The sequence below is a fragment of the Methanolobus sp. ZRKC2 genome (genome assembly GCF_045291185.1).
Taxonomy (GTDB): domain Archaea; phylum Halobacteriota; class Methanosarcinia; order Methanosarcinales; family Methanosarcinaceae; genus Methanolobus.
Genome location: NZ_CP146980.1, coordinates 341,500 through 367,830, shown reverse-complemented (window position 1 = coordinate 367,830; position 26,331 = coordinate 341,500). Strand labels below are relative to the sequence as shown.

Here is a 26,331-nt window from a genome sequence, read left to right as displayed (position 1 = left end):
ACCGCTATTGCGAAGCTGAACAAGATACCCATCAGCATATATCATTCACTTTCAGGTAAGTTGTAAATCTGAATGAAACATCAAAAAGTGCAATGAAATATAAAGTTGGATTTTCCTTCAGATACCCTTCTCTGCTATGATTCGACCTGAATCAACTGCATCCAACAGTTTCTGGTAGTCCAGTTCACTCTGATTAGCATAGGTCACTGCAAAATCACCGATTGCCTTGGAAAAGGATTTACCACCACCAAGATAGCCACTTATGTATGAGGAGTCACTGGTACGTGCATGGGCCCGGGCCAGGCACCAGCTACATACAGCCACATAAGCCTTGAATGACGACTTGTCCATGGCAGTCACATCGAATGAACCCTTCATATCCTTGAGCTGACGCCAGTAATATTCAAGTTCCTTAATCTGTCCGGTATGCCATCCCAGGAAAATATCGCTTGCAGCCTGCATCAGGCGTTGGCCAGTAACAACTCTCTGGGCGTGCTGCACATAAGAACGTCTGGGAATATAGTCTTCAAGTACAGACTTTCCGGCCTCTTTCAGTTGCAGGATCAAAAAATCATCTTTACCACCACCTTCCAGCAGCGCGATGAAACAGCGTGTTCCTACGCTACCGACCCCTCCGACCCGCAAGGCCACATCTATGACTTTAAACCGCATCAGCAGGAAACGCCTTTCATCAGGTAGACTGTTCAGGTACTGAGACCAGGCCTTTTCAACATAGTCAGCCGGTGAATTAGCCAGTTCTTCAGGAGTGAGATATTGAGACATGTCAACCTCACGCATTGGCATCAGTAGTGGCGGGTCACTGACAATACGCCTCTGACCATTCTTGACCTTCGTTAACTTTCCTAAAGTTTGTTCCTGTGTTTTGGTGCGTGCTTTGGAAACGGTCTTCTTAGCCGCTTTACGACCTTTTTTGGATGAAGTACGATTAAAAACATCCAGGACAGTTTCAGCATCCACATGATAGTACCAGACATCAAGGGTGTGCAACGAAGAGAAATGTTTCATAGCCCTGCTATAGGCTCTTGCAGATATAGCGGCCATTTTTTTGCATGTTTTCTCTTTTAAACCAATTTCACGACCTGCCACCACGGTACTGGCTGCCAATCGTTTCAGGTCCCATTCCCATGGACCGGGAAAAACCTCATCGAAATCGTTTACATCAAAGACCAGCCTGCGTTCCGGTGTTGCAAAGAGACCGAAATTGGAGAGATGAGCATCTCCGCATAGCATGCTCTGGATGCCTGTTACCGGTGTGGCTTCCAGATCAGCCGCCATGATAGCAGCTGAACCACGCAGGAACGCAAAAGGTGAAGCCAGCATACGACCATATTTAATGGGTAAAAGATGCTGCAAACGATCTTCATCCTGTGCCTGCAGGATATCAAGAGGTTCGGATCGATCCGGAGAAGGGGTCCATGTACCATGACTCTCCAAAGGCACCTTCTGGCGTAATGCCTTACCTTCCTTTCTTCGTTCGGATCGTGGTGCTCTATTCTTAGTATCATGAACGCTGATATTGGTGAATTTGATTGGTTCCATGGCTTTCCCTCCCAAAATATGAGGGCTGTGCCCTCTTAATCTGTATAAACAAAGGATTTATGCATCTGAGCAGACTGCCATTCCTTTTACTGGATAAGATTACATTGCAATCTGCCAATTTCGGATTCAGTAAGTGTCCTACTGGTAAGTATCAAAGATAAAAGTTATAGCAATGCCGAAGCTATGTTTAGAAAATTTGCAAAAACTACAAATCAAATGTCAACAGAATTCTGTCGTAGGGGAGATACCTTGAGTGAAGAAAAGAAACCTGTAATTGAAGTATCAAAAAATGGGCCTTATATTGTCAAAGATCTTAAAAAGCTCCGCAATTCAAGAGGAGCTTTCATTGAAACAAGTCCATCTATTGCGTTGTGCAGATGTGGAGGATCGGGGACCAAGCCCTTCTGTAACGGCACACATCTTAAGAATAATTTCTCAGGAGATAAAAAGGAAGATCGTGTACCGGATATATTAGACACTTATGAAGGAAAGGATATCACTATCCATGACAACAGGGGAGTTTGTTCCCATATGGGTAACTGCAGTGACAATCTTCCTTCGGTTTTCCAACTGGGCAAAGAACCCTGGATCGATCCTGATGGCGCAGAACCTGAGGAAATAGCAAAGATCATCCGGATGTGTCCCTCCGGAGCATTGAGCTACACGATGAACGGGGAATTGCACAAGGAATACCCGCATGAACCGGAGATATTTGTCGGAAGGGATCGTTCCTACAGTGTTGTCGGCGGAATAGAGCTTAAAGATCAGGATGGATCAAAACCCGAGACACAAGACCATTATACCCTCTGCAGATGCGGTAATTCAAAAAATAAGCCATTCTGTGACGGCAGTCACTGGTATGTTGGGTTTAAGGATGATAAGAACTGAATCTTAAAAAACATCCTTCATCCTTGAGACAAAGCTATCCGATATTATGTGAACCTCCATTGACAGTACCATCCCTGCAATAGCTGCCAGTACATAGTCAATAGGCAGGTTCTGCATTTTTACGCCTGCGAGCAGTAGCAAGGGAACCACTATTAATGCAAGGTTTACGACAATGGATAGAGGGCCAAGTATCAGGTTATGAGAAAAGCCCCTGTGCTTGAATATAACCTTATATGGCCACCACAGTATCTTGAATATGCCCCATCTCCTGTAGGGCTTGCTATTGATATCAAGGTCCGGGCTAAGGAAGAATGTTGCGAAAAGGTAGGCAACTGCAAAGACCAGTATAGTATAAGTGTTCAGGTAGCTGGCAAATGCAACAGGTCCTCTCAATGTTGCAAGGTAAGTAAGTACTGATATTGCAACCATTAGCACTGCTGCGTTAATCATTTCATGCGTTTTTCCGTCTGGCATTTCATTTATCCCCTCAAGATAAATTGAAGTATTCAATGGCATAAAAAGTATTATAAGCTTCCTGTCAGGGATTTTCCGGATTACGGTAACAAAAGCCATATCACATTTTGTGTCAAATCTCACAATAGTTTCCTGAAGATATAAGAACTGGCTGCTTTTGTATAAGCTATTCCTTTGCCGAGATCCCTTAGATAATGTTTTGTTATCCTGATTTGTTTTTTGGGGATAAAATACGATCCAAGATTTTTTTCAGTGATATGATGCCTGCTATCCTTTACATAAACAGCAGCGATGAATTCGTAATCGTCATCAATGAAAGCCATTCCGGCATCCCCATGACTGTTATTTGCAAGCAGGATTCCACCTGTCCTGAGATAGCTTTTGCATGCCTGCGAAACAAAACCGGAATATTGCGAAATAAGGAGATCAAAGCTGCTTTCCCTGAGCCCAAGAGGAGTGGAATAATCCGACGATATAAAATCAAACGTAGTATTTGAAGCATATGTCTTTCTCTCTGATATCAGTTCAGCAACCAGGCTTTCCTGTTCAAAGAATTTCCGCGCTCTTTTATCGGTGTCTACATAGACAACTTCAGGAAAGAAAAAAGAAGGAGTAACATGAACAAAGCTTCCCGGATAAAGAGCACTGTAAATGTTATATTTTGCTTTCAGGGATTCAAAGAGATCTGCTCTCTCGAAATTGTTCTCAACAAAATATCGGTTGTAAAGATTACGGACAGCATTCAAAGTCATCTAATATAGTCAATAATTCATCCACGCTTAAGTAAATTTACTTGTGAATTGAATACTCTTTAAACCTCATCATAATGATAATCAACATATATTTGAATATAGATATATTTATATATTTGAAAAGAATACTAGGATTTGCAGTCACAAAGGCTAAATTTGTGGGTGGTTGCAGACCATTCGGTGGTACGATATGGACTAATCGGAAAACGCTGGAAAGAAAAACGAATCAAACTGGAATAACGTTGGCAGGCCAGACAATTGCCTCATCCCTAATTAAAAACGTGGCTTGTCAATGTTTTACCTTTCAGCAGCGTTTATTTAGTGGAGTATGAGCGGGTAGGGTTATGTCCCTTCCGGGACATGGGTTATTGTCAAAATATATGGAAAGCACTTTTCTGCTTTCCTCTCTCTTTTACTAAAATGTAATATCTTAGTACTCTTTCAAAAGGATCACATGGCATCTTTTGATGCCTTTGTGAAATATTCGATCGCTTCTGCCAGTTCCTTATGATCCTTTGCATATTCCTTGATGTCTATATTCTTAAGATAGGCATCACATGCCTGTACCAGTGCCCTTGCACCTGCCTGGGTTCCGGCAGGGTGAGCATGTACCCCTGAACCCATTGTCGTTATGAAATCCACATTTCCCATAATATCGATAAAAGGTTTCAGCCTTACTGGATTGAGTCCTCCTGAGACTATAGGACAGCATTTCTTCATACCTCTCCAGCTATCCTCTTCCAGAATCACATGATGAGCCATGTCCTCATTCACAAGACTTATTGCATCCTTGTCAGTCTCCGGGATCTTTGTCCAGCTCTGGTTAAAAAAGTGCCCTTTTGAGCTCAGATACTGGATTCCGTGTGCAGCTACAACGTCCTCTGCAGGACTACCTTTCATCTTGCCTACACCGGCGGTACCGGTATGTATCCCTGAAGCACCTGCAATCCTTGCAAACTTAGACAGGACAAGTACTGAGAATCCTATAGGATTTTCCGGTCTGGTAAAACCACCATGGCCTGCCCTGTGGAAATGTATGAAAACATCCGGATATCTTCTTCTTAGCGTCTGCACGGCCATCCAGCCGGCTGTTATTCCGTCAATGAGAAATGCATAACTACCGGGTTCGAATCCTGCATTGATTATCATCTCACATCTTTCGATCATGGTATCAAAATCAGGAGCTGAAACATTAAACGAGTGAACCTTTTTATGCCCGGTTTCCCTGACAGCCTTGTCCATGGCTTCCTTCACGTGCATTACCATTTTCTCGTAGGGACAGAAATCCTGGTTTGCCTGTGGCTCATCGTTCTTGACAAAATCTCCGCCACCTGCCCAGAAATCATAGCAAACCTCGGCGTACTCTGCAGAAGTAAGCCCCATCTTTGGTTTTACGATGGTTCCAAGAATTGGCCTGTCATAAACGTTAAGATACTCTCTCATGTCATCAACAGTATAGCTGGGACCGTCATATTGCTCAAGCATCGATGGCGGGAACCACACATCCAGCAGTTTCAGTGCAGCTACTTCCTTCATACCAAGTATATTGCCTACAATATAGGTCAGGATGTTCTGGACATTACCTCCCCTGTCAAAAAGCCTCCAGGGATATGCTATCCAGACAAGTTCCCTTTCCAGATCAAGCTGATAGACCAGAGCATTCATTGTCCTGGAAAAAGGAGTTTCCGTGTTGACTTTAAAGTTCGTACCAGTAGATGATTCAGCTGCAACCTCCGCAGCTGCCTGCAAAACATTGAATTTGCCTCCCGGAACCAGATGAAAAACACTTAGGAGATATTCCCCGTTGGTTGGGTCCGGCAATTCCATATTTACATATGCTTCCTGTTTGGAGTTAAGCGACTTGACCAGATCATCATAAATCGAACTCATAAAGGAAATACAGTCTGCAATCTATTTTAGTTTTTGGACTGGAATCTCACATCAAAATAATCGCTTGGAAGCTCTTATTTGTTAATTCACGAACTGCGACTATACCTGGACAAGGAGTTTAAGAGATAAAAAACATAGATATTTACAGACAAAAGCAGGGGGATCATTTTGTCACAGGAGAATTCAAACAGTAAGTTATACTACTTAGCTATTGCAATTTCAGTGGCCTTGATATTTGTGACAGCAACGGAGTACGCCAGTTCACAAACTACTTCGCAAGAGGTCACAGAACATACAATTCAGGTTAGCGGGTATTCGGAAAAGAGTGTCGTCCCGGACACTGCAATACTGAACATAGGTGTTGTAGTACAATCCCAGACAGCACAGGAAGCAACGGATGAGAATGCTGCTATTATGAGTGCTGTTATAGAAGAGCTCAAGGCCCTTGGTCTGGAGGACAAGGACATTCAAACTTCTTTTGTTTCCGTGTATCCGGAATACGACTATGAAGAAACAACAAATATCGTTGGCTATTCTGCTTCCAATAGCTTACAGGTAAGAACCACAATGGTTGACAACGTAAGTCAGATAATTGACAGGTCCACGGCAGCAGGAGCAAATCAAATAGGAGGAATTGCTTTTTCTACTTCCGATGAGATGCAAGAAGAACTTAGGGAAGAGCTTATCGCAGAAGCGGTGGATGATGCATTATCAAAAGCCAATATACTTGCCAATAGCCTGAATGTTGAGATTGCCGGAGTGCACTCATCATCATTAAGTGACAGTGAAGAACCGATAATATATCATGATACAGCAGAAGTAGCAACAGAAGAAGATGCAGCATCAACTCCAATCCAGCCAGGTGAATCTACTGTTTCAATGTCTGTCCAGGTAACATATCTTATTGAATGAGGAACTATTCAAAAAGATTAAACTTAATCCAACAGGCGAATATCACTGAAAATTTCCATTTAACTTTTTAAATGGCGGTTTTGGTTCACGCAGTAAAGTCCTGACAGTCCTTAAAAGGACAATCTTCCAGTGTACTTTCATCTACGGATATGACAGGTACAGGATTATCAATATCAGGATGACTGCAATAGTATGAAGTACCAGCCCGGGCCCTTCCGGGAATACCGGCACATTTAGTGAATAACGGAATTGATTTCCTATAGTTACAGTTTGAACAATTCATGTTTTCATTCCTGCAGATTCATATTGATGATTATTTAGTATAAATTTATGAGTTATAAATATAATCTATTGCAATCTGTTACGAGTTTTATACGAGTTGTTGACTAAGAACTTCGTCGTCTGCTTGCAATCATGTCAGGGTACATATCCTCACCGGAACAATTTAAAAAAACTTAAATATTATTTATGCCTGTAGCGTAGCACAAGAAGCCCGGAAAATAGGAAGTTATGTACTTGACACCATGCTCAGGTATACAGGCAAATCTTTTATTGCGCACACATTTCACTCTACAATATAAAAAATAATGAATCCAGTGATTCTTATTTCTTTTTGAAGATAGATAGACCTATCAATCCTAAACTCAGAAAATGCACAGAAAAAATGAATAGTTTTATATAAAAGTGAAATTATACTATAGGACTGAATGACATCTATGTCCAAACACAAGATACTAGTGGTTGACGATGAAGTACTGAATGTTGAGCTTATGCGTGCATATCTCAGCAACGATTACGATGTCATTTCAGCATATAATGGCAAGGATGCACTGGAAAAGGTGAAGGCAGAGAAACCTGACATGATCCTGCTTGATGTGATGATGCCTGAAATGGATGGTTATGAGGTTTGCAGAATTATCAGGCATGATTACCAGATGAATTTTATTCCTATCATTATGGTTACAGCATTAACTTCCAAGGATGATCATAACAGGGGTATCGAAGCCGGTGCAGACGACTTTTTGAAAAAGCCCGTAGGAAAGTTCGAACTTGATAAAAAGATTTCTTCTCTTCTAAGGATTAAATTACAGCATGATAACCTGCTCAGTGATCGAAATAAAGCCTATGACTACATGGACTATGTAGGCGTGCTTATAGCGGTCCTTGATAAGAACTACAACCTTGTTCACATTAACAAGAAGGGGTCGGATTTCCTTGGGTATAAAAAAGACAGGGTTCTCAACACAAGCTGGATAAGTTCTTTTGTACCTGAAAATTATGCAGAACATGTTGAGAAAACTTATGACGAACTTATGGAAGGTAGCATCAAAGTTAATGAGTACCACGAATATCCTCTTATTATCGGTAGTGGTGAAGAGAGACATTTCATGTGGTATGATTCAGTACTCAGGGATGAAGAAGGCAATATCTCAAACATAGTAATTTCAGGTGAGGATATCACCGAACGGAGAAAAGCCGAGATTCAATTACAGGACTATGCCCACCAACTTGAGCGTTCTAATGAACTGAAAGATCTCTTTACTGACATCCTGCGCCATGACTTGCTTAATCCTGCAGGGCTTATCAGGTCATTTACTGAGATCCTTATTGAGATCGAGATGGATGAAAGAAAAAAGCATATCATTAACAATATCAACGCATCAACATCAAAACTCATAGACCTCATTGAAGGAGCTGCACATCTTGCAAAGCTTGAGTCTATGGAGGAAATCGGATTCGTTAGAGTTGATCTTGCATCACTTCTGCAGGATTCTATTGAGAACTTCGCTCTGGACATTGAAAACAAGAGTATAGAGATGAGCACCTCATTTGAGGGTGATTATCCCGCAATGGCAAATCCGATGATAGAAAGAGTCTTCAGCAACCTGCTTTCAAACGCAGTGAAGTACACTAGCGATGAGAGTATGGTAAAAGTGATGATAGATGATACAGGGGATAAATGGAAGATCAGTTTTACGGATCAGGGTGATGGTATCCCTGATAAAGATAAACTGGCTGTGTTTGAGCGTTTCAAGCGCTTGCACAAGGATAACATAAGAGGTACTGGTATTGGACTTGCTATTGTTAAAAGGATTGTGGACCTCCATAATGAACAGGTCGGAGTAATCGATAATCCTGATGGCAAGGGAAGTATTTTTTGGCTGACTCTGAAGAAAGCCCAATAAATTTACTTGAATAATTTACAGGATTTATTGGGAAATACGGGTTACTATCGTGTCTATTTTCGAAACTTATATATGCTTACCTGCCTAATGACACTCGATTAACTGCACAAGAGTGATAAATGTGATAAGTGTCAACGAAAAGGGACTTGCTATTATTGATGAGATGCTCGACTGGGAAGAGGACCTTAAGGTAAAATCCACAGAACTTGAAAATGGTGCAACTATCATTGACTGTGGTGTTAACATGGAAGGTGGTTATGATGCAGGTATGTATCTGTCACGCCTCTGTCTTGCCGATCTTGCAGACATCAGTTACACGAAATTCGACCTTGAAGGTCTTCCGGTACCGGCTATTCAGGTAACAACGGATCATCCGACAATTGCATGCATGGCTTCCCAGTATGCCGGATGGAGAATTGCTGTAGGCAAGTACTTTGGAATGGGCTCAGGTCCTGCAAGGGCTCTTGGTCTTAAGCCAAAAGAGCTGTATGAGGAAATAGGTTACAAAGACGATTCCGAATTTGCAGTACTTGTGATGGAATCAAGCGAGCTTCCTAATGAGGAAGTTGTCGAGTACATAGCAAAGCACTGCAGTGTCGACACTGAGAATGTTTACATCGCTGTCGCACCGACCGCTTCTATTGCAGGCAGTGTACAGATATCCGCCCGTATAGTTGAAACAGGTATCCACAAGCTCGAATCCATTGGTTTCGATATCAATACAATCAAGAGTGGTTTCGGTGTTGCACCGATTGCCCCTATAGTGGGAGATGACACAAAATGTATGGGCTCAACCAATGACTGTATCATCTACTGTGGTGAAACCTATTATACAGTCGAGTATGGAGATGCAGACAAGCTTGCCAACTACGTCAAGCAGGCACCATCCACAACTTCAAGGGACTTCGGAAAGCCATTCTACACAACCTTCAAGGAAGCTGAATTTGATTTCTTCAAGGTAGATGCCGGAATGTTCGCTCCTGCAAAGATTACCATCAACGACAGGAAGACAAAGAAATCCTTTACCAGCGGAAGAATAAACACAGGCATCCTGCTCGAGTCTTTCGGCATCAAGGAAGTCTGAAACCATTTTTACACATTCTTAAAGTACAACTTCAGGTTGTACTCTTTTTTTTACAGGTGATTATATGAAAGTAGTTAATACTTCAAAAGGCATAGGAGGCCAGCTGACAGAGCTCAGGAAACTTGTCGAAGTTTCGGAAAAAATCACGTTTGTCGGAAATGCCGGTTTTTGCACCCCTTTTGCTGAACTGATGGCATTCGTTCTGAGAAAAACAGATAAGCAGATGGCATTCATTCCTGACCTTCGATTTGATGACGCAAGATCAATTGTCCCGACACCTCACGGAATGCAACTTGGCGATTCTACAGACCCCAGAGCTGATACTATTGTACTACTCGGCGGACTTGCAATGCCAAAAACCGGAATTGAAGTTGAACAAATGAGGGAAATGGTTGAAAAGGTACTTGATAGTTCCGAGAAGAAACTCATCATAGGTGTTTGCTTCCAGTCTGTTTTTCAGAAAATGAACTGGGTGGAGGTAATTGATTTCGATTATATTATTGATGCAGACCTCACGAACCAGTTGTTGGAAATTTAATATTTTGTTTTCACTTTTTTGAACGTGTAAAAATACTGAACCTACAATTCTCTATTAATTCCCAATTCCTCAGCTTTCCAGAGGGATTGAGAATTGTTGATCCTGAAACTATCGGCAACAGATGCCACAAACTATCGATTTCAATTTCCTTTTTTCTCATTTCACGTTTAAAGTATTTCTTTTAATGCCTTGTAACTTAACTAGATAGAAATAAAGCACAGAACCTATGATATTTAGGAGAACTAAAGTAAACATCCAGATTAACTTCTCATTCTTTCCTTCGTGAGGAAAATTCTCTGTACTTCTTTGCAAACAGTCAATCAACATCAACAACCAGAATATAATAAAAACGGAAATAATTCCCCATAGTAATTGTCCTACATGAAATGATAGGAAAATCACAAATGTAATTATGAATCCAATAATTACTCCTTCCGAGATTTTCTTGTTCAATTGTAGCTCCTCTTTATCATTTAAAAAATACATCTTTTCCCTTTGTTTCATTTACAATTACTAAAACTTTTGGTGAAAGATACAAATACCCAGTGTCCATGAATCCGCATTTTCCGGTAGGTTCTGTTTTGTAAGGATCTACAACTGCAGCAACTTGAAAAAGATGTTCTCCTGCTTGATTAAAAGGTACTGTTTCCAAACAGAAAACTACATAATTATCTTTCTCAAGAGTGAAGTTGTGAATTACAGACAAATTACCTCCAAGATAACTAGGTTTCTGAGTGTAATCCACCAAGTTGAAGATTAAAAATTCGTGTGATTCATTTTTGTAGTTAGCCAAAAAAATATAACTTTTGATCGTTTCTCCTTCTTCAACATAAGATTTATTCCAGACTTCATTTTTTTTGAAAGGATATGACTCAGAAATTGACATTGCAATTGTACCCGGAACTTTTAACTTTTCAATTTCTAAAATGTCCTCTTGGGTATTATCAACAGAGCTCGATGAACTATTCGTCGAAGTATCATCAAATTCTGCACAATTAACATAAGCATTGTCATGGGATGTGTTTACTTCAACAGTGCTATTCATTTTTGTTGTAGAATAGTCGCCTGCATAATGTGCATATGATAAAAGGGTAATGAAAAAAATCATAAAGAGAAGGCTGAATATTTTCTTATTATCCATTATTCTCACCTTCTTTTCTATGTTAGCTTTATTGCCTGAATTTATGGAGTAATAGTTGCAGTTGAATCAAGGTAATAGTTTACTCCGTTTATTCTGTACATGCCATGTCCTTGATTATAGTAGGTCGTGTGCCAGAAAAAGTAATCTGTCAGCGTTCCTGATGCAACTACAGCATCATCATTATATCGGCTTTCGGGTCCATAGTTAGCTGTAAACTGTGGGCCCATAAGTGTGCCGGATGCCTGAATGTAATCAATATCTTCGGATGCGCTTGCAGTGGAATCTCCATTCAGATTATACCAGTAAGTTCCGGAATCTTTTATTCCAGTGATCGTAACATCCAAATCATATTGCTTTAGTTTTAAATCATTCAAGGGTATTTTTTCTGCACTAGCAGCTGACACAAACAACATGCTCAAAAAGAAAACGGTGACCAGCACTGATCCGATTTCGAATTCTTTGTTTCTCAAATATATACCTCTTTTGATTTACTCATGAGGCAAGATCACGTAAACTTTAAACACCATCAAAGTCAACACTACATGCCTCAGGGCACTCCGGGATCCAAGTTCACTTTGCAATGTTTGTTGGATTCCGGTTCACATTATACAATGCGATATAAATATACTTTACACAATTATATATAAAATTTATAGCCATTTACACAACAATTGCTAATGTTGCTGTTATTGGACTAAGCAAAATAGTTTTCCAGATGAGAATAATAAATATGTGGCTGCATAATGACAAAATTTTTTGCAGTAGAAATGGCTATCAACAAATCCACGCATCCACTACAACATGCCAGACACCAGGTGAATACTTCTTGACCTTACGACACTCCCTGATCTCGACTTTCCTGCCCTCTCTTGAAGCCACTTCCCTGATACGGGACACAGGTCTTTCAAATACCAGTGATTCAGGTGTAGTCTCATGGTAGTGTAGCATTCCTCCCTCTTTTTTGATAGCTCTGATACCATATTCAAGATAATGGTGTGTGGTCCCGACATAACCCATTATGACCCTGTCTGCGATGTTCTCGGGTGTAAAATTGGCACAGTCACCATTTCTGGCTTCGACGATACTTTCTGCATGGTTTAATGAGACATTCTCCCTGAGATAGAAGAAGGATTCAGGATTTATCTCTATAGCTAAAATCTTGCGTGGCTTTGCATGGACTGCAATTGGAATTGAAAAGTATCCGATACCTGCGAACATGTCAACGATGATCTCATCGGAACCCACAGTGCTCATAAGTTTCTTCTCGTAAAGGTTGCCTTTTGAAAACATAACCTTTGTAACATCAAGCTTGAAAAGACACTTGTTTTCTTTGTGAATGGTTTCAGTGGATGAGCCTGCAAGAAGCTCTCTTCTTGGCTTTCTGAACTGTCCCTGAATACCTAAATCCCTGACAACAGTCCTGCATGAAGGATACATCTCAAGCAGCTTTTCCGCAATCAGGTGCTTCCGGTCTTCAATACGATCATCAATACTGACAACAATAATGTCTCCAAGCACCTGCCATCCTGAAGGAATCAACTCAAGATCTTCTTCAGGCATAAGTCCGTATAACCTCTCTTTGAGAGACCTTGCTTTTCTGTAGTATTCAGGACTGTCCTGCTCGACTGTTTCCATTCCTTTGAACCCGGCAATAACCGGAAGTTCAAGGAACAATTTTCCATTAATCGTACTTGTCCTGATCTTCCTATCAAAATCAAGCAAACCGTTTTCCAGAAGCTCCTGCCTGAGTGCTTCAGCTTCAGGGGCATGCACAATGATAACTTTTCTCATGCTCATCTGTTTCAACCGCATAGTATTTTTCGAGGTACGCTTATATGTCAGGGAAGTATTTATTCGTTAGTCAGCGAACATTTATATACATCATCTATTAATTAAGTAATGCATGAATAATGGAGACAGTACTGCAATTTTTTCCACAGAAGCGGGTTTTATCGCACTGAATGGTTCTGTCAAGATACAGATTCTGGATTTTTTGAAAAACGGGTCAAGATCCTTTGACGAAATAGTGAACCATACCGGAAAGGCAAAAGCTACTATCTCTGTTCATCTCAAAGACCTTAGATCTTCCAGCCTGCTAATTGAACAGGTAGACCCTGACGACCGGCGCAAGAAAATATATTCCCTTAAGTGCCAGTATGTAGCATGTTCACAGGAACCGGGAATAAGGCACTATATGGATATGCTGGATATTATTTCTTCAACCGGTTTTGAAAGATTCGGAAGTCTCATGTGCATTTTCCATGCGGTACAGTACGGTTTTCTGGCCAACGGGATAAACTGTGATCCTATAATGAGAAATATTGGCAGGGATGTTGGCAAAAGCCTTGCAAGCAATCTGGAATCAACAGAACCTGACGAGCTTTTTCCAGAAATGGAAGCATTCTGGGTAAAGCATGACATTGGTAAGTTCTCAGTAATCAGCAAGGACCCCTTAAAGCTGGAAGTTCATGATTTCTTTGGTTGCAAATCCCTTCCTATCAAAACAAAAGTGCTCTGCACCTTTGTAAAAGGTGTCTTCGAAGGAGTACTGAGTTCCAAGTTATCGCTGAATTGCACAGTAGAAAACATCTCTAACTGCCACAGTAATTGTGATCCCTGTATCCTTGTGATGAAAATTGTTAAGACGCTTTGATGACACCCAGTTCACCACTGACAAGCTTTCCTATTGCAGCGACTATCCCCGGACCCTCGGTATTCTCACGACATGTAATGACATGCTCCATTAATCCCAGACGTTCAATCCCGAAGATATCCCTTGCATGACCTGTTTTTTTAATTGCTGCCTTGAGTTCGGAGCGAGTCACGGCGTTTGCAACAACATGATCATAACCTGACTTCTTCCAGTCCCACAGGATATCCACCTGCTTTTTTGTGAAAATTCCAGTCTTGTTCCGGGCATCAGTTATCTCAACCTCAACCGGCAGATGGCCGATAATCCCAAAACGCGAGGCAATCTGTTGTGCATTGCCGGTTCCAAGTACCTTTAGCTTGTTTCCGGGAACATCTACAGGCATACCAATATCCACTACAATACGGTCATCTTCTATAAGATGGATAAATCCTTTACAGATATCCCCTGCCTTCACATCCGTAACAGGCTTTCCATATTTGTCAGTAAGGAAGTTCGCTGCAAATTCTTCATCCTCCCCGCTGATCTCAAGAGTCAGCCACCGATCTTTTGAAAATGAGTAGGTAGCGCTTACATCAAGGTCCTTGAGTTCGTTATCCATCAACACTTGCGCCGAATGAACGGCACGTTCCGTATTGCCATAGATCTTAATGAGTAATTGTAAACTGATCATTATCAACCGGATTTAACTTTCTGCTTCATAACGTTGTCGAACATATCCTGCATTGCAGACAGCTTACCGAGTGAATCATCATCAATTTCATCTTCGGATTGGTCAATGGCACTTATAAGAAGCTGTATGTCACGGCTGAAAGGTCCTATCTTCCTTTGCACAGAATCAAAATCAGAACCGTTACTCTGCACTTCAGCATAGATCGAACTTATGCTGTTGTATAACCTTTCTATTCTATCGTGTATGGCATTGGAATCGATGTTGGCTGTGGAATCATTCTTTTCTTCAACTTCCTCAAAACTGCCGGACATCTCCCCTTCAAGAGCAATTATCAGATTTTTCAGCGCATCGACTACTTTGTAGCCGTGATCAGTCAATTCCACGTATTTTACACGACCGTCAACTGAAAAACGGACAAGTCCATGTTCTTCCATTTTTGATAGTATCTTAGTAGTATGGGCAAAAGTTGAATTTATTTCCTTGGTTATAACGGATGCATATGTCTTCTGGAAAGACCAGATCGCAAGAAGAGCAAGCACCGGTTTCTCTTGCAAAAAAAGTTGTTCTACATATTCTTTTGTCATCAGTTTACTCCTCAAGGCTAGAATAGGAAATTGTGTAGCTACCTGTTATTATTAGATTCTCTATTATATATTAATGTATATATCTATACCTAAAAATAGTATATATGTTTATCGGAGCATGGTTATTATAGTTTCAATTTCGTCGATGTTTGCATCAGTCTTAAAAGAGGTACCGCTAAAATGCGTCCTTGAAGCGGCAAATCCCTGGTTTTTCAAAGCATTGATAACGTCATTTATTCCCGAAGCCGAAACTCCAAGTTTCTTACATAAAAGATGCTGTTCATAGAAAGTAGGTATATCCAGCTCGTCCTTACAAAACTCAATTATTTTCTTCGCCTGTTCTTTTGTTGCAGGCTCCGTTTTCTCAATCTCCTTCAAGATGTCATCACAAAATTCAATATCATGTAACTTACCCAGCCATAGAGGACCCGCAAGCAACATTTCTGATGCACATCGAGGACATTCACTGCCAGTGTGTATGGCAATGCCCGGATAAATTTCCCTGAAACCACAGGATGGGCAATGAGAGATAAAGCCGACATGTTCCAGTATTTCATCAGCTTTTTTTGCACCGTTCCCTATTTCAAGATACGTACGTACATAATGCCTGGTTGCATGTGAAAGCATTGGATTCATGTACTTGTCAGTGACTGCAAGTTCCCTTGCTATCTTTCCCAGCAATATACGTACTCCCATCTCAGCATGGTATTCATTATTAAAAGGAATAGCTGAATATTTCCTGATGCCGGAATGCAGGTGTGCACCACAGAGTGGAGCAGTATCCGTAGCTGTTACCGCCAGCATATGTACTGCAGAACGCGAAGCAGCTGCAAGAAAAGGAGCAGGAGTTCCAAAAGGATCAATATCCACAATGTTGAACCGTTTCTCATGCATAAGGACATTTGCATTTTTGCGTACTGCATCTACCTTTTCCTGCAATCCGAGATGTTCGATATTGCGGACAATAAGATCAAAGGCTTCCTCACTCCAGTCATTCAGAGTAACATGCACCCCGACCTCATTTGCAATCCTTAATCCACGTATACCTGAAGCTGCAAGTGCATCAAGATACCTGATATCCTCAAGAGGAATATTACGCCTTCTACTCAGCTTTTCAGAAAAAACAGAAATTGCAGCCACGGAAATATCACGGTTAAGTTCCATGGCAGGATTATAGAAAACCGGGGCTGCCGAGGGGGGAAATGAGACTCCCTCCTCATGTACCGGAACAAGTACCTCGGTTTTACCTTCTTTCACAGCCCTGATATCCATGCGGTCACAGAAGGGGCTTTTTTATTTAACTGTAATGGTCCCTTTCATTCTCTCTTCAAAACCAAGTACATGGTAATTAAATTCTCCGGGCTCATCGAAAGTATATGTGAAAGTGTCCCTATAGGTGAGACTTTCATTTTCCCAGAGACCGTCATCACTTACAAGAACAAAGATCCTTGTGGGCTGGTTCATATTGATCCAGAAGATACTGTCACCTTCATCTATAGTAAGAGAACTTGGCTGCGCCAGGAAATTCTTTAAAGTTACGGTGAATGTACGCGGCTCTGTAGATTCAACAACAGTGACCCCATTATCAGTTTCATCCTCGTCTTCATCCTCTGCTGGCGTTTCTTCTTCATCTACAGGTGTTTCAACATCTGTGGGAGGGGTCTCATTATCCATATCGGAAGATACATTTTCTTCATCAGGCATTTCAGTCTGGTTCTCTTCAGATGTATTCTCATCAACTCCCGGCTCTTCTTCCGCAACACAACCTGCTACGACCAGGGAGCATAATAAAAGAAATATAACAAATATTTTAGCGCTCATGACATCACCACTTTAAAATAGATTTTTAAAGTTATAACCGTTTCTCATCAGGCTTTGATAAAGCTGACATCGATATTAAGCTTACCTTCCAGGACATTCAACTCGATCAGGGCTGCAAATCCGTTAGCTACCATACCCGGGTTGACAACAACGGTCCCGTTGCTCATTTCAACTCCTTTGGCTTCATGAATATGGCCGCACACTATCAGGTCAACCTGTCCCAGGTAGTCAGCAATAGACCTGCATCCAACATGCACATCTCCAACCTTATCCAAAACACCATAGGGAGGAGCATGGGTAAGCATCACTACAGGATTTCCACTTTCTTTAAATTCAGCCATGGATTCATCCAGATTTTTCTCGATGTTGCATTCCTCTATTTCGAAAGGAGTGCAAAAAGGTGTAGGATTTGATCCTCCAACACCGATGAAAGTGATTCCTTCATAAGTTATTGAGTGGTTATGCAGGTTGACGGCAATTGAGCTATCAAGAACATCATTGATAGGTTCCGGGTCGCAGTTACCCGGAACTGCCATAACTTTCTGATCGAATATACCAATCAGCTCCCGTGCCTTTTCAACAGGCCCGAAATTGGTAATATCACCTGCAATTAGCACAGCGTCTACTTTACCGGATCTTTCGAGCAAAGGCCTGATGAATGAATAGTTCCCGTGAGGATCGGCTATTGCAAATATTCTCATAAGCTAACCTGCATTTCCGTTACATATGAAAGTTATCCTCAGAAAGAATTATCCCCGCCGAGTAGTGATCCCAATGTATTTTCACCTATACCGGCTGCACCTCTGGATTCACCCCTGCTCTGGGAGCCTGCGGCAGCTACTACCCTGTCTGCAAGGCGTGAGAACGGCAGGCTCTGCAAATAAACCACCCCCGGCCCTCGTAAGACTGCCAGCACCAATCCCTCTCCTCCGAAAAGAGCATTTTTAAAGCCACTTGCCATTTGGATATCATAGTCTACGCTGTCAGAGAAAGCAGCAAGACAGCCGGTATCAACCCTGAGTGTCTCACCTGCCTGGAGTTCTTTCTCGATGATGGTACCGCCTGCATGCACAAAGGCCAGCCCGTCACCTGTGAGTCTCTGGAGGATGAAACCTTCTCCTCCGAAAAGACCTGCACCGATCTTTTTCGTAAAAGCAACCTCTATATTTATTCCTTTAGCTGCACAAAGGAAAGAATCCTTCTGGCACAGGAAACTTCTACCGTGTTTTGCAAGGTCTATAGCAAGAACCTTACCCGGATATGGAGCCCCGAAAGCCACGTAACCTTTACCTTGACCTTCATGCGTGAAACTGGTGATAAAGAAACTTTCACCGGTAAAAGCCCGTTTTAAGCCTTTAAGAAGTCCGCCTCCTGTAGAAGTCTGCATTTTTATTCCCGGTCCCATATACATCATAGCACCTGCTTCTGCCCTAACAGATTCACTTGGATCGAGTTCAATCTCTACTATCTGCATATCATTACCGATTATATCATAATCAATCTCATCTGCCATTTTACGTTCTCCAGGATAGTTTTTGATCTAAAGTACTAAAGCTGGTCAAGAATTGTGAGCCAACTTTTATTAATTTATCTATTATAAAAACAATAAATTCATGTAAATCTTTTTTCATTGACCAAAGCTCAACTGAACTTGAATAAGTTAATATAGGTCCTTTGCGTACACAGTTGTTGATAATTGTGTCTGAAGATGAGAAACAGCCCCCAGTCAAACGATATCTTATGGGTTTATCCCCCTGCAAACACGGAGGGCAGTTAGATAGAGTCTCAGAAGAGTTGAATCTGGCAGAATCAGATATTCTTGATTTCAGCGCCAGCTTGAATCCGGCCGGAAACCCGTTCACTTTTGAAGGAGAAAACCTTGATATCAAAAATCTTCTGGATATAGCTGAAGCTAAGCTGGGACAGTACCCTGATAATCGTTATGTTGAACTCCGTTCTGCTGCAGCAAGTTTCCTCGGGAAAGGGATAGAATACGACAATATAATCCCCGGGAACGGTTCATGCGAACTTTTCAGGCTTATTCTGGAATGTATTATACAGGAAGGAGACCTGGCCATAGTCCCGATGCCATGCCCTGTTGAATATCACAATTCCTGCAGAACTTTCGGAGCCACATCCCAGGCAATAGATCTTAGTGAGATATTGCACCTGCCTAAAAGGACAATTAAGCATTCAAAAGTAATTTTCTTCTCGAATCCGAATAACCCAACAGGAGAACTGACATCCAGGGAAGAACTCATTGAGTTTGCTTCAAAGTGTGCAGAACATCATACTCTTTTGATCGTAGATGAAACCTTTATTGAGATGTCTGATCCCGCCCAAAGTGTTGCAGATCTGGCGGCAAACAATGACTACCTTATTGTTATCCGATCGATAACAAACGCTTTTACATTACCGGGAATACGGTTTTCATACGGGATAAGCTCCCGGAGAATGGCTGAAAGGCTTAATTCAGTCAGGCTTTCATGGAACATTGGCGCAGTCACCGAAACCATTGCAACTGCCATCATGAAAATGGAAGGGGGACCCTACAGCAAGTATCTGGAATACTCGAGAAAATTCATCCGTGAAGAAAGGGAATACATTGTTGAACGCCTTTCTTCCCTTTATGGTTTCAAACCTCTGGAAAGTAACACTAACTACATACTGGTGGACATAGAAGAGCATTTCATGGACTCCGAAAAGTTTGTGGAATTCTTTGCAGCTCACGGAATATTGATACGTGATTGCAGTGATTTCTTCGGAGGAAAAAAATACTATATACGACTTTCAGTACGTTCCAGGGAAGATTTCGAGAAACTCATAAGCAATCTTGATGATGTTTATGCTGAGTCCAGTAGAGAAGCTGCAAGAGAAAAACTCGAGGAGACCATCGAGCATCCTGAGAAAAACGCAGCCAGTAGAGGAACATGTAGTTATTATCCATGTCATTTCCAGGGACAGGACTGCACATTCTGTTTCTGCCCGTTCTATGCATGCGAGAATGAGAAAACCGGCGGATTCTGGATAGACAGTGCCACGGGTGGTAAGGTGTGGAGCTGCGAGAGCTGCACCTTTATGCACCAGCCAAAAATAGCAAAGAAGGTACTTGACTTCCTTATGGAAGACGGGGACACAGATGAGAATATCCAAAAAGCATGGGAAGAGGTTATAGCACCTCTCCTCTAGTTCCCTCGAAGTCCCTTTTCATACCATTTAATTGATTAAGTTAATATAGGTCCTATAAACTACAGATTGTGATTATCGTGTCAGAAAATACAGCACCCCTCCCATTGAAGGAATATCTTCTTGCACTTGAGCCAACCGCCCATGGTGGACTGATCCGAAAAAGCTCCCAGGAGTATGACATTCCGGAGAGTGAAATGCTAGATGCGAGCGCAAGCCTGAATCCTTTTGGCACACCTTTTGAGCATCCCTATACAGGACTGAAGATTGAGTCCCTACTGGAAAAGGGTCTTGATAAAATGGAGCAGTACCCCGACAATCGTTATCTGGAGTTCAAAAAGGCAGCCGCAAAATTCACAGGAATGGGAGTAAAACCCGAAAACATTATCCCCGGGAACGGGTCTACCGAGATAATCCGTCTTGTAGCTGAATGCATAATAGAAGAAGGAGATACTGTACTTATTCCACAGCCTACTTTTAGCGAATATGAGATACAATGCAAGGTGCTTGGTGCAAAGATCAAATATATTCACCAGGAGGAACTGAGCAGTTTAGACGGAGAGATCCTTGAAGAGGCAAAGATACTCTTTGTATGTAATCCCAATAGCCCGACAGGCAAACTTCTGACAAGGGAGGAAGTTATCGATATTGCAGAAAGATGTGCCCGGAATAAGACATTACTCTTCCTGGACGAGGCCTTCATAGAACTTGCAGATCCTTCAAAAAGCATTGCAGACATGGCAGAAGGGAACGAGTTCCTCTTTATACAGCGCTCTCTTACAAAATCTTTTGCTATTCCAGGCATCAGGATGGGATTTGGAATTGCATCTGAAGACTTTGCAAAGGTGCTTGACAATGCAAGGCTTTCATGGAACCTTGGTTGTGTCGCAGATACTATCGCAACGACCCTTTTGGACATGGAAGGCGGAGCAAACAGCAAATTCCTTAGGGAATCAAGGGAATTCATTGAGACAGAAAGGAACTTCCTCATGGAAAAACTGACACGTCGTGGCTTCAAACCCTTTGAAAGCAGTGTTAACTATATTTTTGTCGATATTTCGGAATTCTCCATGAATTCCACCGAACTTGCACAGCGTATGGCTGCGCACGGAGTGCTGATTCGTGATTGTAATTCTTTCCAGGAAATAGGGAACCAGTATATACGGATAGCTGTAAGGACCAGGGAAGAGAACGAACGCATTGCAAGCACTATTAAACTCGTTGTCAATGAATGGGGTAGAGAGCAAGCCGAAGCCATGCTCGACACAAATATTAAAAATGCTTCAGATTGCGGACGCCTTGGAAGCAACTTCAGTTGTGATTATTATCCCTGTCATTTTGAAGGTCAGGACTGTACATTTTGCTTTTGTCCTTTCTACCCGTGTAAGGACGAGCGCACCGGAGGCCAGTGGATAGAGAGCTCTGCCGGCGGAAACGTGTGGAGCTGTCTGTACTGTAATATCATACATGAGCCTGAAGTGGTCGACGATGTACTCTCTGTCCTTGTTAAAGAAGGAAGGAACAAAGAGAGCATAAAGAAAGCCTGGAAAAACGCCCTGGAGACACGTTTATGATATTGCCGGTGCAACTGGTACCAGAAGACCTTATCATAATCCTTTTCCTGGCCTATGTTATAGACCTGGCTTTTAACGAACCACCTTTTGCAGCCCATCCGGTAGTCTGGATGGGAAACCTGATCTCAAAACTTAAAAAAAGAGCACCTTCAAAGCATAGAAGAGCATACGGAATATTCCTGGCACTGGTCACTATTACCTTTGCTGCAGCCATAGCCTATGCAGTCCTGCTGATCTTCAGTATCGAGGAAATACCCAGGATAATACGTCTTTTGATAGCGGCTTATTTCCTGAAGGCAACGTTTGCCATAAAGTGCCTTTTCGAGGCTGCCCAGGAGATCAGAAGCAAGCTGGAGGCCAATAAGCTTGATGAAGCCAGACAGGGCCTGTCTATGTATGTCAGCAGGAACACTTCAAAGCTTGATGAAAGCCATGTATCCTCTGCGATAATAGAGACTGTTTCCGAGAACTATGTTGACGGTATACTGACTCCCCTGTTGTTCTATGCATGCTTCGGACCTTTCGGCCTTATAGCAGCTTACATTTTCAAGGCTACAAGTACCCTTGATTCCATGGTTGGCTATAAGGATGAACGCCACCTTGAAATGGGATGGTTCTCTGCAAAACTTGATGATGTATTCAACTGGATACCTGCGCGCCTTTCAGTACTTTTTATCTTCCTGGCTTCTGTTGTGGTAAGCCTGTTTTTGAAAACCTACAAAAAAATAAATCCTGCAGATGCTGTCAACCTTGCCTTAAGTGATGGCCACAAGACACCGTCTCCAAATTCCGGTTATCCCATGGCTTCAGTGGCCGGTGCACAGAATATTCGACTGGAAAAAGCAAATAGCTATGTGCTTGGAAAAGATTATGCATATCCTGTACGTGAAGATGTAAGAATTACAGGCTGGATAGTGATGGTAGCCTCATTCATGGCAATCATTGCAGCCGCATTGATTATTTATGGGATAAATTTTCTAACATAAAATTAAATTGCGATAAATCAAGTAGATTTAACAATTAGAGTGATGCCAATGAAATTATCTGATATTGAATCTGAAGACCTTAAAAAGGGCCAGTCAGAAGGACTTGAAGGAGAAGTTACCCGCAGCATCCTTGACATACTTGAGGATGAAGGCATTACCGTGGACATGCTCGTTGATTCCGCGATGGCTTTATACACACCCCATCCCGGCATCGAAACAAGAGAACTTGCTGAAAAACGGTTCCTGGAAGAACTTGACATTGCCCTCTCCGACCCAAACCTCTGCCTGCTAATATATGCCGGAATACTCCTCGAAAGGGAGGGGAAAGAAGGTACTCTGCCAGAAATAAGCAAGAGTTCCTATGAAAAAGACCTGACTTTTATTATAGCTGATGAAGTGCTGGGAATGAGCATTTCCAAGTATATCAGCGGTGATAAAGGAATGTTTGAGTTTGTCAGGTTCGATAAGCAAAAGCCCGGCATTCTTGCGACCCTGGGACCTTTTATGGATGACGTTATCGGCGGTCTTATCGGAGGAGTTTCTGCAAACATGTATACAAGAGGTATGGCAGAAGCTGCAAGTTCTGCCAAAAAGGAAAAAAAGAAGGGATCAGGTAGTGATCCGGACGGTGTGATTGCAGGATGAATAACTTTTTACTGGCAGTACGCTCAAGTTTTGGTTTCCTCTCGACAATCCCGGTCGGGATTACCATGGAAGGACTTGATGAGTTCTTCAAAAGAACATATCTGCATATACTTGTAGGGATCGTGCTTGGCCTGATCATGGGCGCAGTAGCATATGTTTTAGCATTGTTCCTTTCCCCGCAGCTCAGTGCCATATTTATTGTTATCTTTGTTTATTATCTTACAGGCCTGAACCATCTGGACGGCATTGCGGATTTGGGTGACGGGCTGACAGCACATGGTTCCCGTGAAAAGAAACTAAAAGCATTGAAGGACATGTCACTCGGGATTGGAGGAGTTGCATTCGCCGCACTTACACTAATAGCATTTTACGCTGCACTTGTGTCATTGCAGGCTGAAGCATTAATATTCGGCGGTTCTGTTACAGACATGGCAGTTATAATCTTTATATCAATGTTCGTTGCCGAAGTAAGTGCAATGCAGTCGATGCTAACCATTGCTGCATTCGGAAAATCCATACATGAAGGACTGGGATCTATTCTGGTGAAAAGTACGACCCTTCCAAAGTATTTCCTTGGTTTTGTCATGGGCATTGTTTCCTGCACACTTGCTTTCTGGTACATCGATCTTGCACTCGCAGGAATTATTGCATTCTTCGCGGCTATTGTTGCAACGTTTGTCCTGCTTAATGTCAGCAACAGGCATTTCGGTGGTGTGAACGGTGATGTAATCGGTTCATCCAATGAAATCGGCAGGATTATTGCATTGATCGCTATTTATCTTGTCTTAAAGTACAATACCGGAGGTCTTTTTTGGACGCTATAATTATGGCAGGGGGTTTTGGAAGCAGGCTTGGAATGGGTGAAAAGCCGATAGTCGAACTTCTTGGTAAACCACTAATCTCATACGTTATTGATGCACTTGAGAATACAGAGGATATTGGAAAAATCTATGTTGCGGTCTCACCCGCAACACCAACTACAGGCAGTGTAGTGAAAAATCGCTACAATGACAAGGTCAAGGTAATCGATACTATGGGTGGCAACTATGTAGCTGATATGGTCTATGCCGTAAAAACTGCGGGAATAACCGAACCTGTACTTGTCCTGATGTCAGACATTCCCCTGTTAAATCCTAAACTTATTAAGCATGTAATCGAGGAATACGAAAAGTGCGAAACACCTGCAATGTCTGTTTTCTCCCCTATTTACGTATGTAAAGGACTTGGAATAAGACCAGATACAGTCTTTAACTGGAACGGGAAACTTATTGTTCCTGCGGGTATCAATGTTCTTGATGGCAAGGATGTCGAAAAAGAGCAGGCATATGTCAGCCTGATACTGGAAGACATAGAACTGGCATTGAATGTAAATACTGTTGATGATCTGCAGAAGTGTAAGGAAATGCTGGTCGAAAAAAATGAAGCATTGCTGACCCAAAACAATGTATAGACAGGCTAAATGGAAAAAACTCATCCGGGGGTGGTCATATCAATCATCATATTACTATTAATAAAAGGAGCTATTCATTCGAAACCCTCGCACTGGTCACCGGCAGAACCAATCTTCATCCTACCGAAGTTATACCGGAAGAAGCGCTTCTCCTGTGTGAAGTACTGGATAATCCCCAGAAACTGCCATTCTATGTTGAAACTTTTTACAGAATGAAGATTGTTGATGAGGATGCTTTTCGTTTTTCACTTATCAGGATACAGATAGACTCAGATCTTCGTATGAATGAGGATATACAGAAACACCAGCACAGGAAATATGTTGCGCGGACAATTGAGAAACTTATGTTCTCCGACATTTTACTTGAGAATATCCAGAATGTGATATTCGAAGGAGAATAAATTCTTACTTTTTCATACGATTCAGAGACTGTGTTAAAACACAATTTCAGCTAATGTGTGGATAAACACTACTGCAATTGATTAATTTCCTCAGTATTTTTCTTAAGAATGAAATTGCCACAAAGGTTTTACATTCATGAGTTGTATTATTCTTATTTAGAAACGTTTAAAATGATATTTTATTATTAGCATAGTCCTTGAAGTATAACCATGAAGATAATTCCTGAGCATATTGTCGAAAAAATAACACTGGTCCAAAAAAAGCCCTTAAAAGTATTTGAAATAATGATTGGAATGCTTTTTATCAGGAATTGGGAAAAAATCAAGGATGAAAATGTTATTATCTTCAATGAAACAGTCAGGGATGAAGTTCTGAGAATCTACAATGAGAATTTCACTGAAATCTACGAAGAAAGATTCTTAAAGTATGCCCAGTACTTCAACAATATAAGCTATGTGTACCGGGATGAAGAGGGTGTAAAAGGCTATTGTTTTTTTTTCTCAAAGCCCCTGTTTTCCTCAGGCGGAATGAAGAAGCTATGCACTGTTTATTCTTTTGCTGTTGATAACAAATGCAGAAGACAGGGAATCGGGGAGAAGCTGTTGCAAAAGGGTATTCGCGAAATGGAGTTAAACGGCATTGATACCGTAATACTTTATGTTGAAGTGAATAACGAGTCTGCAATTAAACTGTACAGGAAAGTAGGGTTTAAGACTATTGGTGAAGTAAGGGACATTTGTTCTCCGGGAGACAGATGTTTTGAGATGGCGCTGGATATCAGTAAGGATACCGAAGTAGCCGCCGCCATATCCAAACCATCGAGAGAATGGTTGGATAAATAATTGACCCATTCTTATTTTCATTTATCTATAGCACTCTTATCAATATTTATGATAAGTGGACAAATAAAGTAATATAGAAAAGTTTGTTTGAAA

Annotated in this window: 29 protein-coding genes; 14 read left to right on the top strand and 15 right to left on the bottom strand. The window is 41.6% G+C overall.

What is annotated here, in order from left to right:
* Nucleotides 1-117: 117 nt before the first annotated feature.
* Nucleotides 118-1,560 (bottom strand): DUF2252 domain-containing protein, encoded by a 1,443-nt coding sequence (locus V7O62_RS01680; protein ID WP_406657291.1) that lies wholly within the window; start codon nucleotides 1,558-1,560, stop codon nucleotides 118-120.
* 249 nt (nucleotides 1,561-1,809) lie between these two features.
* On the opposite strand from V7O62_RS01680, the gene V7O62_RS01675 reads away from it, so the two are divergent.
* Nucleotides 1,810-2,448 carry a CDGSH iron-sulfur domain-containing protein gene (locus V7O62_RS01675; protein WP_406657290.1) on the top strand — a complete coding sequence of 213 codons (639 nt, stop codon included), beginning with the start codon at nucleotides 1,810-1,812 and terminating at the stop codon, nucleotides 2,446-2,448.
* 3 nt (nucleotides 2,449-2,451) lie between these two features.
* On the opposite strand, the gene V7O62_RS01670 is transcribed toward V7O62_RS01675, so the two are convergent.
* The 3 genes from V7O62_RS01670 to V7O62_RS01660 all read right to left on the bottom strand — a co-directional run bounded on the left by V7O62_RS01670 (nucleotide 2,452) and on the right by V7O62_RS01660 (nucleotide 5,564).
* A complete protein-coding gene (locus V7O62_RS01670; RefSeq protein WP_406657288.1) occupies nucleotides 2,452-3,045 on the bottom strand; it encodes a metal-binding protein in 594 nt (197 codons plus the stop codon).
* Complete coding sequence (locus V7O62_RS01665; RefSeq protein ID WP_406657287.1) at nucleotides 3,042-3,674, bottom strand: hypothetical protein; 633 nt, start codon at nucleotides 3,672-3,674, stop codon at nucleotides 3,042-3,044. Before V7O62_RS01665 ends, V7O62_RS01670 begins: the two co-directional genes overlap by 4 nt.
* Nucleotides 3,675-4,124: 450 nt before the next feature.
* Nucleotides 4,125-5,564, bottom strand: coding sequence for a ribulose-bisphosphate carboxylase (locus V7O62_RS01660; RefSeq protein ID WP_406657286.1), 1,440 nt, complete (start codon nucleotides 5,562-5,564; stop codon nucleotides 4,125-4,127).
* Nucleotides 5,565-5,732: 168 nt separating this feature from the next.
* Between V7O62_RS01660 and V7O62_RS01655 the strand changes: the two genes are divergently transcribed.
* Complete coding sequence (locus V7O62_RS01655) at nucleotides 5,733-6,476, top strand: SIMPL domain-containing protein (RefSeq protein WP_406657285.1); 744 nt, start codon at nucleotides 5,733-5,735, stop codon at nucleotides 6,474-6,476.
* A gap of 85 nt (nucleotides 6,477-6,561) precedes the next feature.
* Here V7O62_RS01655 and V7O62_RS01650 read toward each other — a convergent pair whose 3' ends face one another.
* Nucleotides 6,562-6,759: a hypothetical protein gene (locus V7O62_RS01650; RefSeq protein ID WP_406657284.1), complete on the bottom strand. Its 198-nt coding sequence runs from the start codon at nucleotides 6,757-6,759 to the stop codon at nucleotides 6,562-6,564.
* 424 nt (nucleotides 6,760-7,183) lie between these two features.
* Between V7O62_RS01650 and V7O62_RS01645 the strand changes: the two genes are divergently transcribed.
* The 3 genes from V7O62_RS01645 (at nucleotide 7,184) to V7O62_RS01635 (ending at nucleotide 10,284) form a co-directional block, all read left to right on the top strand.
* Nucleotides 7,184-8,662, top strand: a complete 1,479-nt coding sequence (locus V7O62_RS01645; RefSeq protein ID WP_406657283.1) for a response regulator — start codon at nucleotides 7,184-7,186, stop codon at nucleotides 8,660-8,662.
* Between the two features lie 121 nt (nucleotides 8,663-8,783).
* Nucleotides 8,784-9,746, top strand: coding sequence for a methenyltetrahydromethanopterin cyclohydrolase (gene mch, locus V7O62_RS01640; RefSeq protein ID WP_406657282.1), 963 nt, complete (start codon nucleotides 8,784-8,786; stop codon nucleotides 9,744-9,746).
* 64 nt (nucleotides 9,747-9,810) lie between these two features.
* Nucleotides 9,811-10,284, top strand: coding sequence for a DUF2124 family protein (locus V7O62_RS01635; protein ID WP_406657281.1), 474 nt, complete (start codon nucleotides 9,811-9,813; stop codon nucleotides 10,282-10,284).
* A 156-nt stretch (nucleotides 10,285-10,440) separates the two neighbouring features.
* Here the strand turns inward: V7O62_RS01635 and V7O62_RS01630 are convergent, their stop codons facing one another.
* The 4 genes from V7O62_RS01630 to V7O62_RS01615 all read right to left on the bottom strand — a co-directional run bounded on the left by V7O62_RS01630 (nucleotide 10,441) and on the right by V7O62_RS01615 (nucleotide 13,222).
* Nucleotides 10,441-10,770: a PLDc N-terminal domain-containing protein gene (locus tag V7O62_RS01630; RefSeq protein ID WP_406658313.1), complete on the bottom strand. Its 330-nt coding sequence runs from the start codon at nucleotides 10,768-10,770 to the stop codon at nucleotides 10,441-10,443.
* The gene (locus V7O62_RS01625) at nucleotides 10,754-11,425 is read right to left on the bottom strand and encodes a hypothetical protein (protein ID WP_406657280.1); all 672 of its coding nucleotides are present in this window, start codon (nucleotides 11,423-11,425) and stop codon (nucleotides 10,754-10,756) included. Before V7O62_RS01625 ends, V7O62_RS01630 begins: the two co-directional genes overlap by 17 nt.
* Nucleotides 11,426-11,466: 41 nt before the next feature.
* Nucleotides 11,467-11,895 carry a hypothetical protein gene (locus V7O62_RS01620; protein WP_406657279.1) on the bottom strand — a complete coding sequence of 143 codons (429 nt, stop codon included), beginning with the start codon at nucleotides 11,893-11,895 and terminating at the stop codon, nucleotides 11,467-11,469.
* 304 nt (nucleotides 11,896-12,199) lie between these two features.
* Nucleotides 12,200-13,222, bottom strand: coding sequence for a class I SAM-dependent methyltransferase (locus V7O62_RS01615; RefSeq protein ID WP_406657277.1), 1,023 nt, complete (start codon nucleotides 13,220-13,222; stop codon nucleotides 12,200-12,202).
* A 106-nt stretch (nucleotides 13,223-13,328) separates the two neighbouring features.
* On the opposite strand from V7O62_RS01615, the gene V7O62_RS01610 reads away from it, so the two are divergent.
* Nucleotides 13,329-14,078, top strand: a complete 750-nt coding sequence (locus tag V7O62_RS01610; RefSeq protein ID WP_406657276.1) for an ArsR family transcriptional regulator — start codon at nucleotides 13,329-13,331, stop codon at nucleotides 14,076-14,078.
* On the opposite strand, the gene V7O62_RS01605 is transcribed toward V7O62_RS01610, so the two are convergent.
* The 6 genes from V7O62_RS01605 to V7O62_RS01580 form a co-directional block, all read right to left on the bottom strand.
* Nucleotides 14,065-14,748, bottom strand: a complete 684-nt coding sequence (locus tag V7O62_RS01605; protein ID WP_406657275.1) for a DUF2110 family protein — start codon at nucleotides 14,746-14,748, stop codon at nucleotides 14,065-14,067. The genes V7O62_RS01610 and V7O62_RS01605 overlap by 14 nt on opposite strands.
* Before the next feature lie 2 nt (nucleotides 14,749-14,750).
* Nucleotides 14,751-15,332 carry a MarR family winged helix-turn-helix transcriptional regulator gene (locus tag V7O62_RS01600; RefSeq protein ID WP_406657274.1) on the bottom strand — a complete coding sequence of 194 codons (582 nt, stop codon included), beginning with the start codon at nucleotides 15,330-15,332 and terminating at the stop codon, nucleotides 14,751-14,753.
* Nucleotides 15,333-15,440: 108 nt separating this feature from the next.
* Nucleotides 15,441-16,604: a tRNA (guanine(10)-N(2))-dimethyltransferase gene (locus V7O62_RS01595; protein WP_406657273.1), complete on the bottom strand. Its 1,164-nt coding sequence runs from the start codon at nucleotides 16,602-16,604 to the stop codon at nucleotides 15,441-15,443.
* A 21-nt stretch (nucleotides 16,605-16,625) separates the two neighbouring features.
* Nucleotides 16,626-17,153, bottom strand: coding sequence for a cupredoxin domain-containing protein (locus V7O62_RS01590; RefSeq protein ID WP_406657272.1), 528 nt, complete (start codon nucleotides 17,151-17,153; stop codon nucleotides 16,626-16,628).
* Between the two features lie 47 nt (nucleotides 17,154-17,200).
* Nucleotides 17,201-17,854 carry a metallophosphoesterase gene (locus tag V7O62_RS01585; protein ID WP_406657271.1) on the bottom strand — a complete coding sequence of 218 codons (654 nt, stop codon included), beginning with the start codon at nucleotides 17,852-17,854 and terminating at the stop codon, nucleotides 17,201-17,203.
* Between the two features lie 38 nt (nucleotides 17,855-17,892).
* Entirely contained in the window at nucleotides 17,893-18,666 is a 774-nt protein-coding gene (locus tag V7O62_RS01580) for a TIGR00266 family protein (protein WP_406657270.1), read from the bottom strand.
* 185 nt (nucleotides 18,667-18,851) lie between these two features.
* Between V7O62_RS01580 and V7O62_RS01575 the strand changes: the two genes are divergently transcribed.
* From V7O62_RS01575 to V7O62_RS01540, 8 genes are all read left to right on the top strand, one after another.
* Nucleotides 18,852-20,342: an aminotransferase class I/II-fold pyridoxal phosphate-dependent enzyme gene (locus V7O62_RS01575; protein WP_406658312.1), complete on the top strand. Its 1,491-nt coding sequence runs from the start codon at nucleotides 18,852-18,854 to the stop codon at nucleotides 20,340-20,342.
* Nucleotides 20,343-20,419: 77 nt separating this feature from the next.
* Nucleotides 20,420-21,913: an aminotransferase class I/II-fold pyridoxal phosphate-dependent enzyme gene (locus V7O62_RS01570; RefSeq protein ID WP_406657269.1), complete on the top strand. Its 1,494-nt coding sequence runs from the start codon at nucleotides 20,420-20,422 to the stop codon at nucleotides 21,911-21,913.
* Entirely contained in the window at nucleotides 21,910-22,899 is a 990-nt protein-coding gene (locus V7O62_RS01565) for a cobalamin biosynthesis protein (RefSeq protein ID WP_406657268.1), read from the top strand. Before V7O62_RS01570 ends, V7O62_RS01565 begins: the two co-directional genes overlap by 4 nt.
* 48 nt (nucleotides 22,900-22,947) lie before the next feature.
* Entirely contained in the window at nucleotides 22,948-23,544 is a 597-nt protein-coding gene (gene cobZ, locus V7O62_RS01560) for an alpha-ribazole phosphatase CobZ (protein ID WP_406657267.1), read from the top strand.
* Nucleotides 23,541-24,368, top strand: a complete 828-nt coding sequence (gene cobS, locus V7O62_RS01555; protein ID WP_406657266.1) for an adenosylcobinamide-GDP ribazoletransferase — start codon at nucleotides 23,541-23,543, stop codon at nucleotides 24,366-24,368. Before cobZ ends, cobS begins: the two co-directional genes overlap by 4 nt.
* Complete coding sequence (locus V7O62_RS01550; RefSeq protein WP_406657265.1) at nucleotides 24,356-24,994, top strand: NTP transferase domain-containing protein; 639 nt, start codon at nucleotides 24,356-24,358, stop codon at nucleotides 24,992-24,994. The genes cobS and V7O62_RS01550 overlap by 13 nt, the downstream gene beginning before the upstream one ends.
* A 212-nt stretch (nucleotides 24,995-25,206) precedes the next feature.
* Complete coding sequence (locus tag V7O62_RS01545) at nucleotides 25,207-25,395, top strand: hypothetical protein (RefSeq protein WP_406657264.1); 189 nt, start codon at nucleotides 25,207-25,209, stop codon at nucleotides 25,393-25,395.
* Nucleotides 25,396-25,605: 210 nt separating this feature from the next.
* Nucleotides 25,606-26,238 (top strand): GNAT family N-acetyltransferase, encoded by a 633-nt coding sequence (locus V7O62_RS01540; RefSeq protein WP_406657263.1) that lies wholly within the window; start codon nucleotides 25,606-25,608, stop codon nucleotides 26,236-26,238.
* Nucleotides 26,239-26,331 lie beyond the last annotated feature (93 nt).

Bases quoted from the DNA above. Each gene is read 5' to 3' on its own strand.
- V7O62_RS01610 (WP_406657276.1), top strand. From the start codon at position 13,329: ATGAATAATGGAGACAGTACTGCAATTTTTTCCACAGAAGCGGGTTTT.
- cobZ (WP_406657267.1), top strand. From the start codon at position 22,948: ATGAAATTATCTGATATTGAATCTGAAGACCTTAAAAAGGGCCAGTCA.
- V7O62_RS01635 (WP_406657281.1), top strand. From the start codon at position 9,811: ATGAAAGTAGTTAATACTTCAAAAGGCATAGGAGGCCAGCTGACAGAG.
- V7O62_RS01645 (WP_406657283.1), top strand. From the start codon at position 7,184: ATGACATCTATGTCCAAACACAAGATACTAGTGGTTGACGATGAAGTA.
- V7O62_RS01615 (WP_406657277.1), bottom strand. From the start codon at position 13,222: ATGAGCATGAGAAAAGTTATCATTGTGCATGCCCCTGAAGCTGAAGCA.
- V7O62_RS01595 (WP_406657273.1), bottom strand. From the start codon at position 16,604: ATGGATATCAGGGCTGTGAAAGAAGGTAAAACCGAGGTACTTGTTCCG.
- V7O62_RS01605 (WP_406657275.1), bottom strand. From the start codon at position 14,748: ATGATCAGTTTACAATTACTCATTAAGATCTATGGCAATACGGAACGT.
- V7O62_RS01540 (WP_406657263.1), top strand. From the start codon at position 25,606: ATGAAGATAATTCCTGAGCATATTGTCGAAAAAATAACACTGGTCCAA.
- V7O62_RS01565 (WP_406657268.1), top strand. From the start codon at position 21,910: ATGATATTGCCGGTGCAACTGGTACCAGAAGACCTTATCATAATCCTT.
- V7O62_RS01585 (WP_406657271.1), bottom strand. From the start codon at position 17,854: ATGAGAATATTTGCAATAGCCGATCCTCACGGGAACTATTCATTCATC.
- V7O62_RS01630 (WP_406658313.1), bottom strand. From the start codon at position 10,770: ATGTATTTTTTAAATGATAAAGAGGAGCTACAATTGAACAAGAAAATC.
- V7O62_RS01545 (WP_406657264.1), top strand. From the start codon at position 25,207: ATGAAGATTGTTGATGAGGATGCTTTTCGTTTTTCACTTATCAGGATA.
- V7O62_RS01600 (WP_406657274.1), bottom strand. From the start codon at position 15,332: ATGACAAAAGAATATGTAGAACAACTTTTTTTGCAAGAGAAACCGGTG.
- cobS (WP_406657266.1), top strand. From the start codon at position 23,541: ATGAATAACTTTTTACTGGCAGTACGCTCAAGTTTTGGTTTCCTCTCG.
- V7O62_RS01625 (WP_406657280.1), bottom strand. From the start codon at position 11,425: ATGGATAATAAGAAAATATTCAGCCTTCTCTTTATGATTTTTTTCATT.
- V7O62_RS01650 (WP_406657284.1), bottom strand. From the start codon at position 6,759: ATGAATTGTTCAAACTGTAACTATAGGAAATCAATTCCGTTATTCACT.
- V7O62_RS01590 (WP_406657272.1), bottom strand. From the start codon at position 17,153: ATGAGCGCTAAAATATTTGTTATATTTCTTTTATTATGCTCCCTGGTC.
- V7O62_RS01660 (WP_406657286.1), bottom strand. From the start codon at position 5,564: ATGAGTTCGATTTATGATGATCTGGTCAAGTCGCTTAACTCCAAACAG.
- V7O62_RS01680 (WP_406657291.1), bottom strand. From the start codon at position 1,560: ATGGAACCAATCAAATTCACCAATATCAGCGTTCATGATACTAAGAAT.
- V7O62_RS01580 (WP_406657270.1), bottom strand. From the start codon at position 18,666: ATGGCAGATGAGATTGATTATGATATAATCGGTAATGATATGCAGATA.
- V7O62_RS01665 (WP_406657287.1), bottom strand. From the start codon at position 3,674: ATGACTTTGAATGCTGTCCGTAATCTTTACAACCGATATTTTGTTGAG.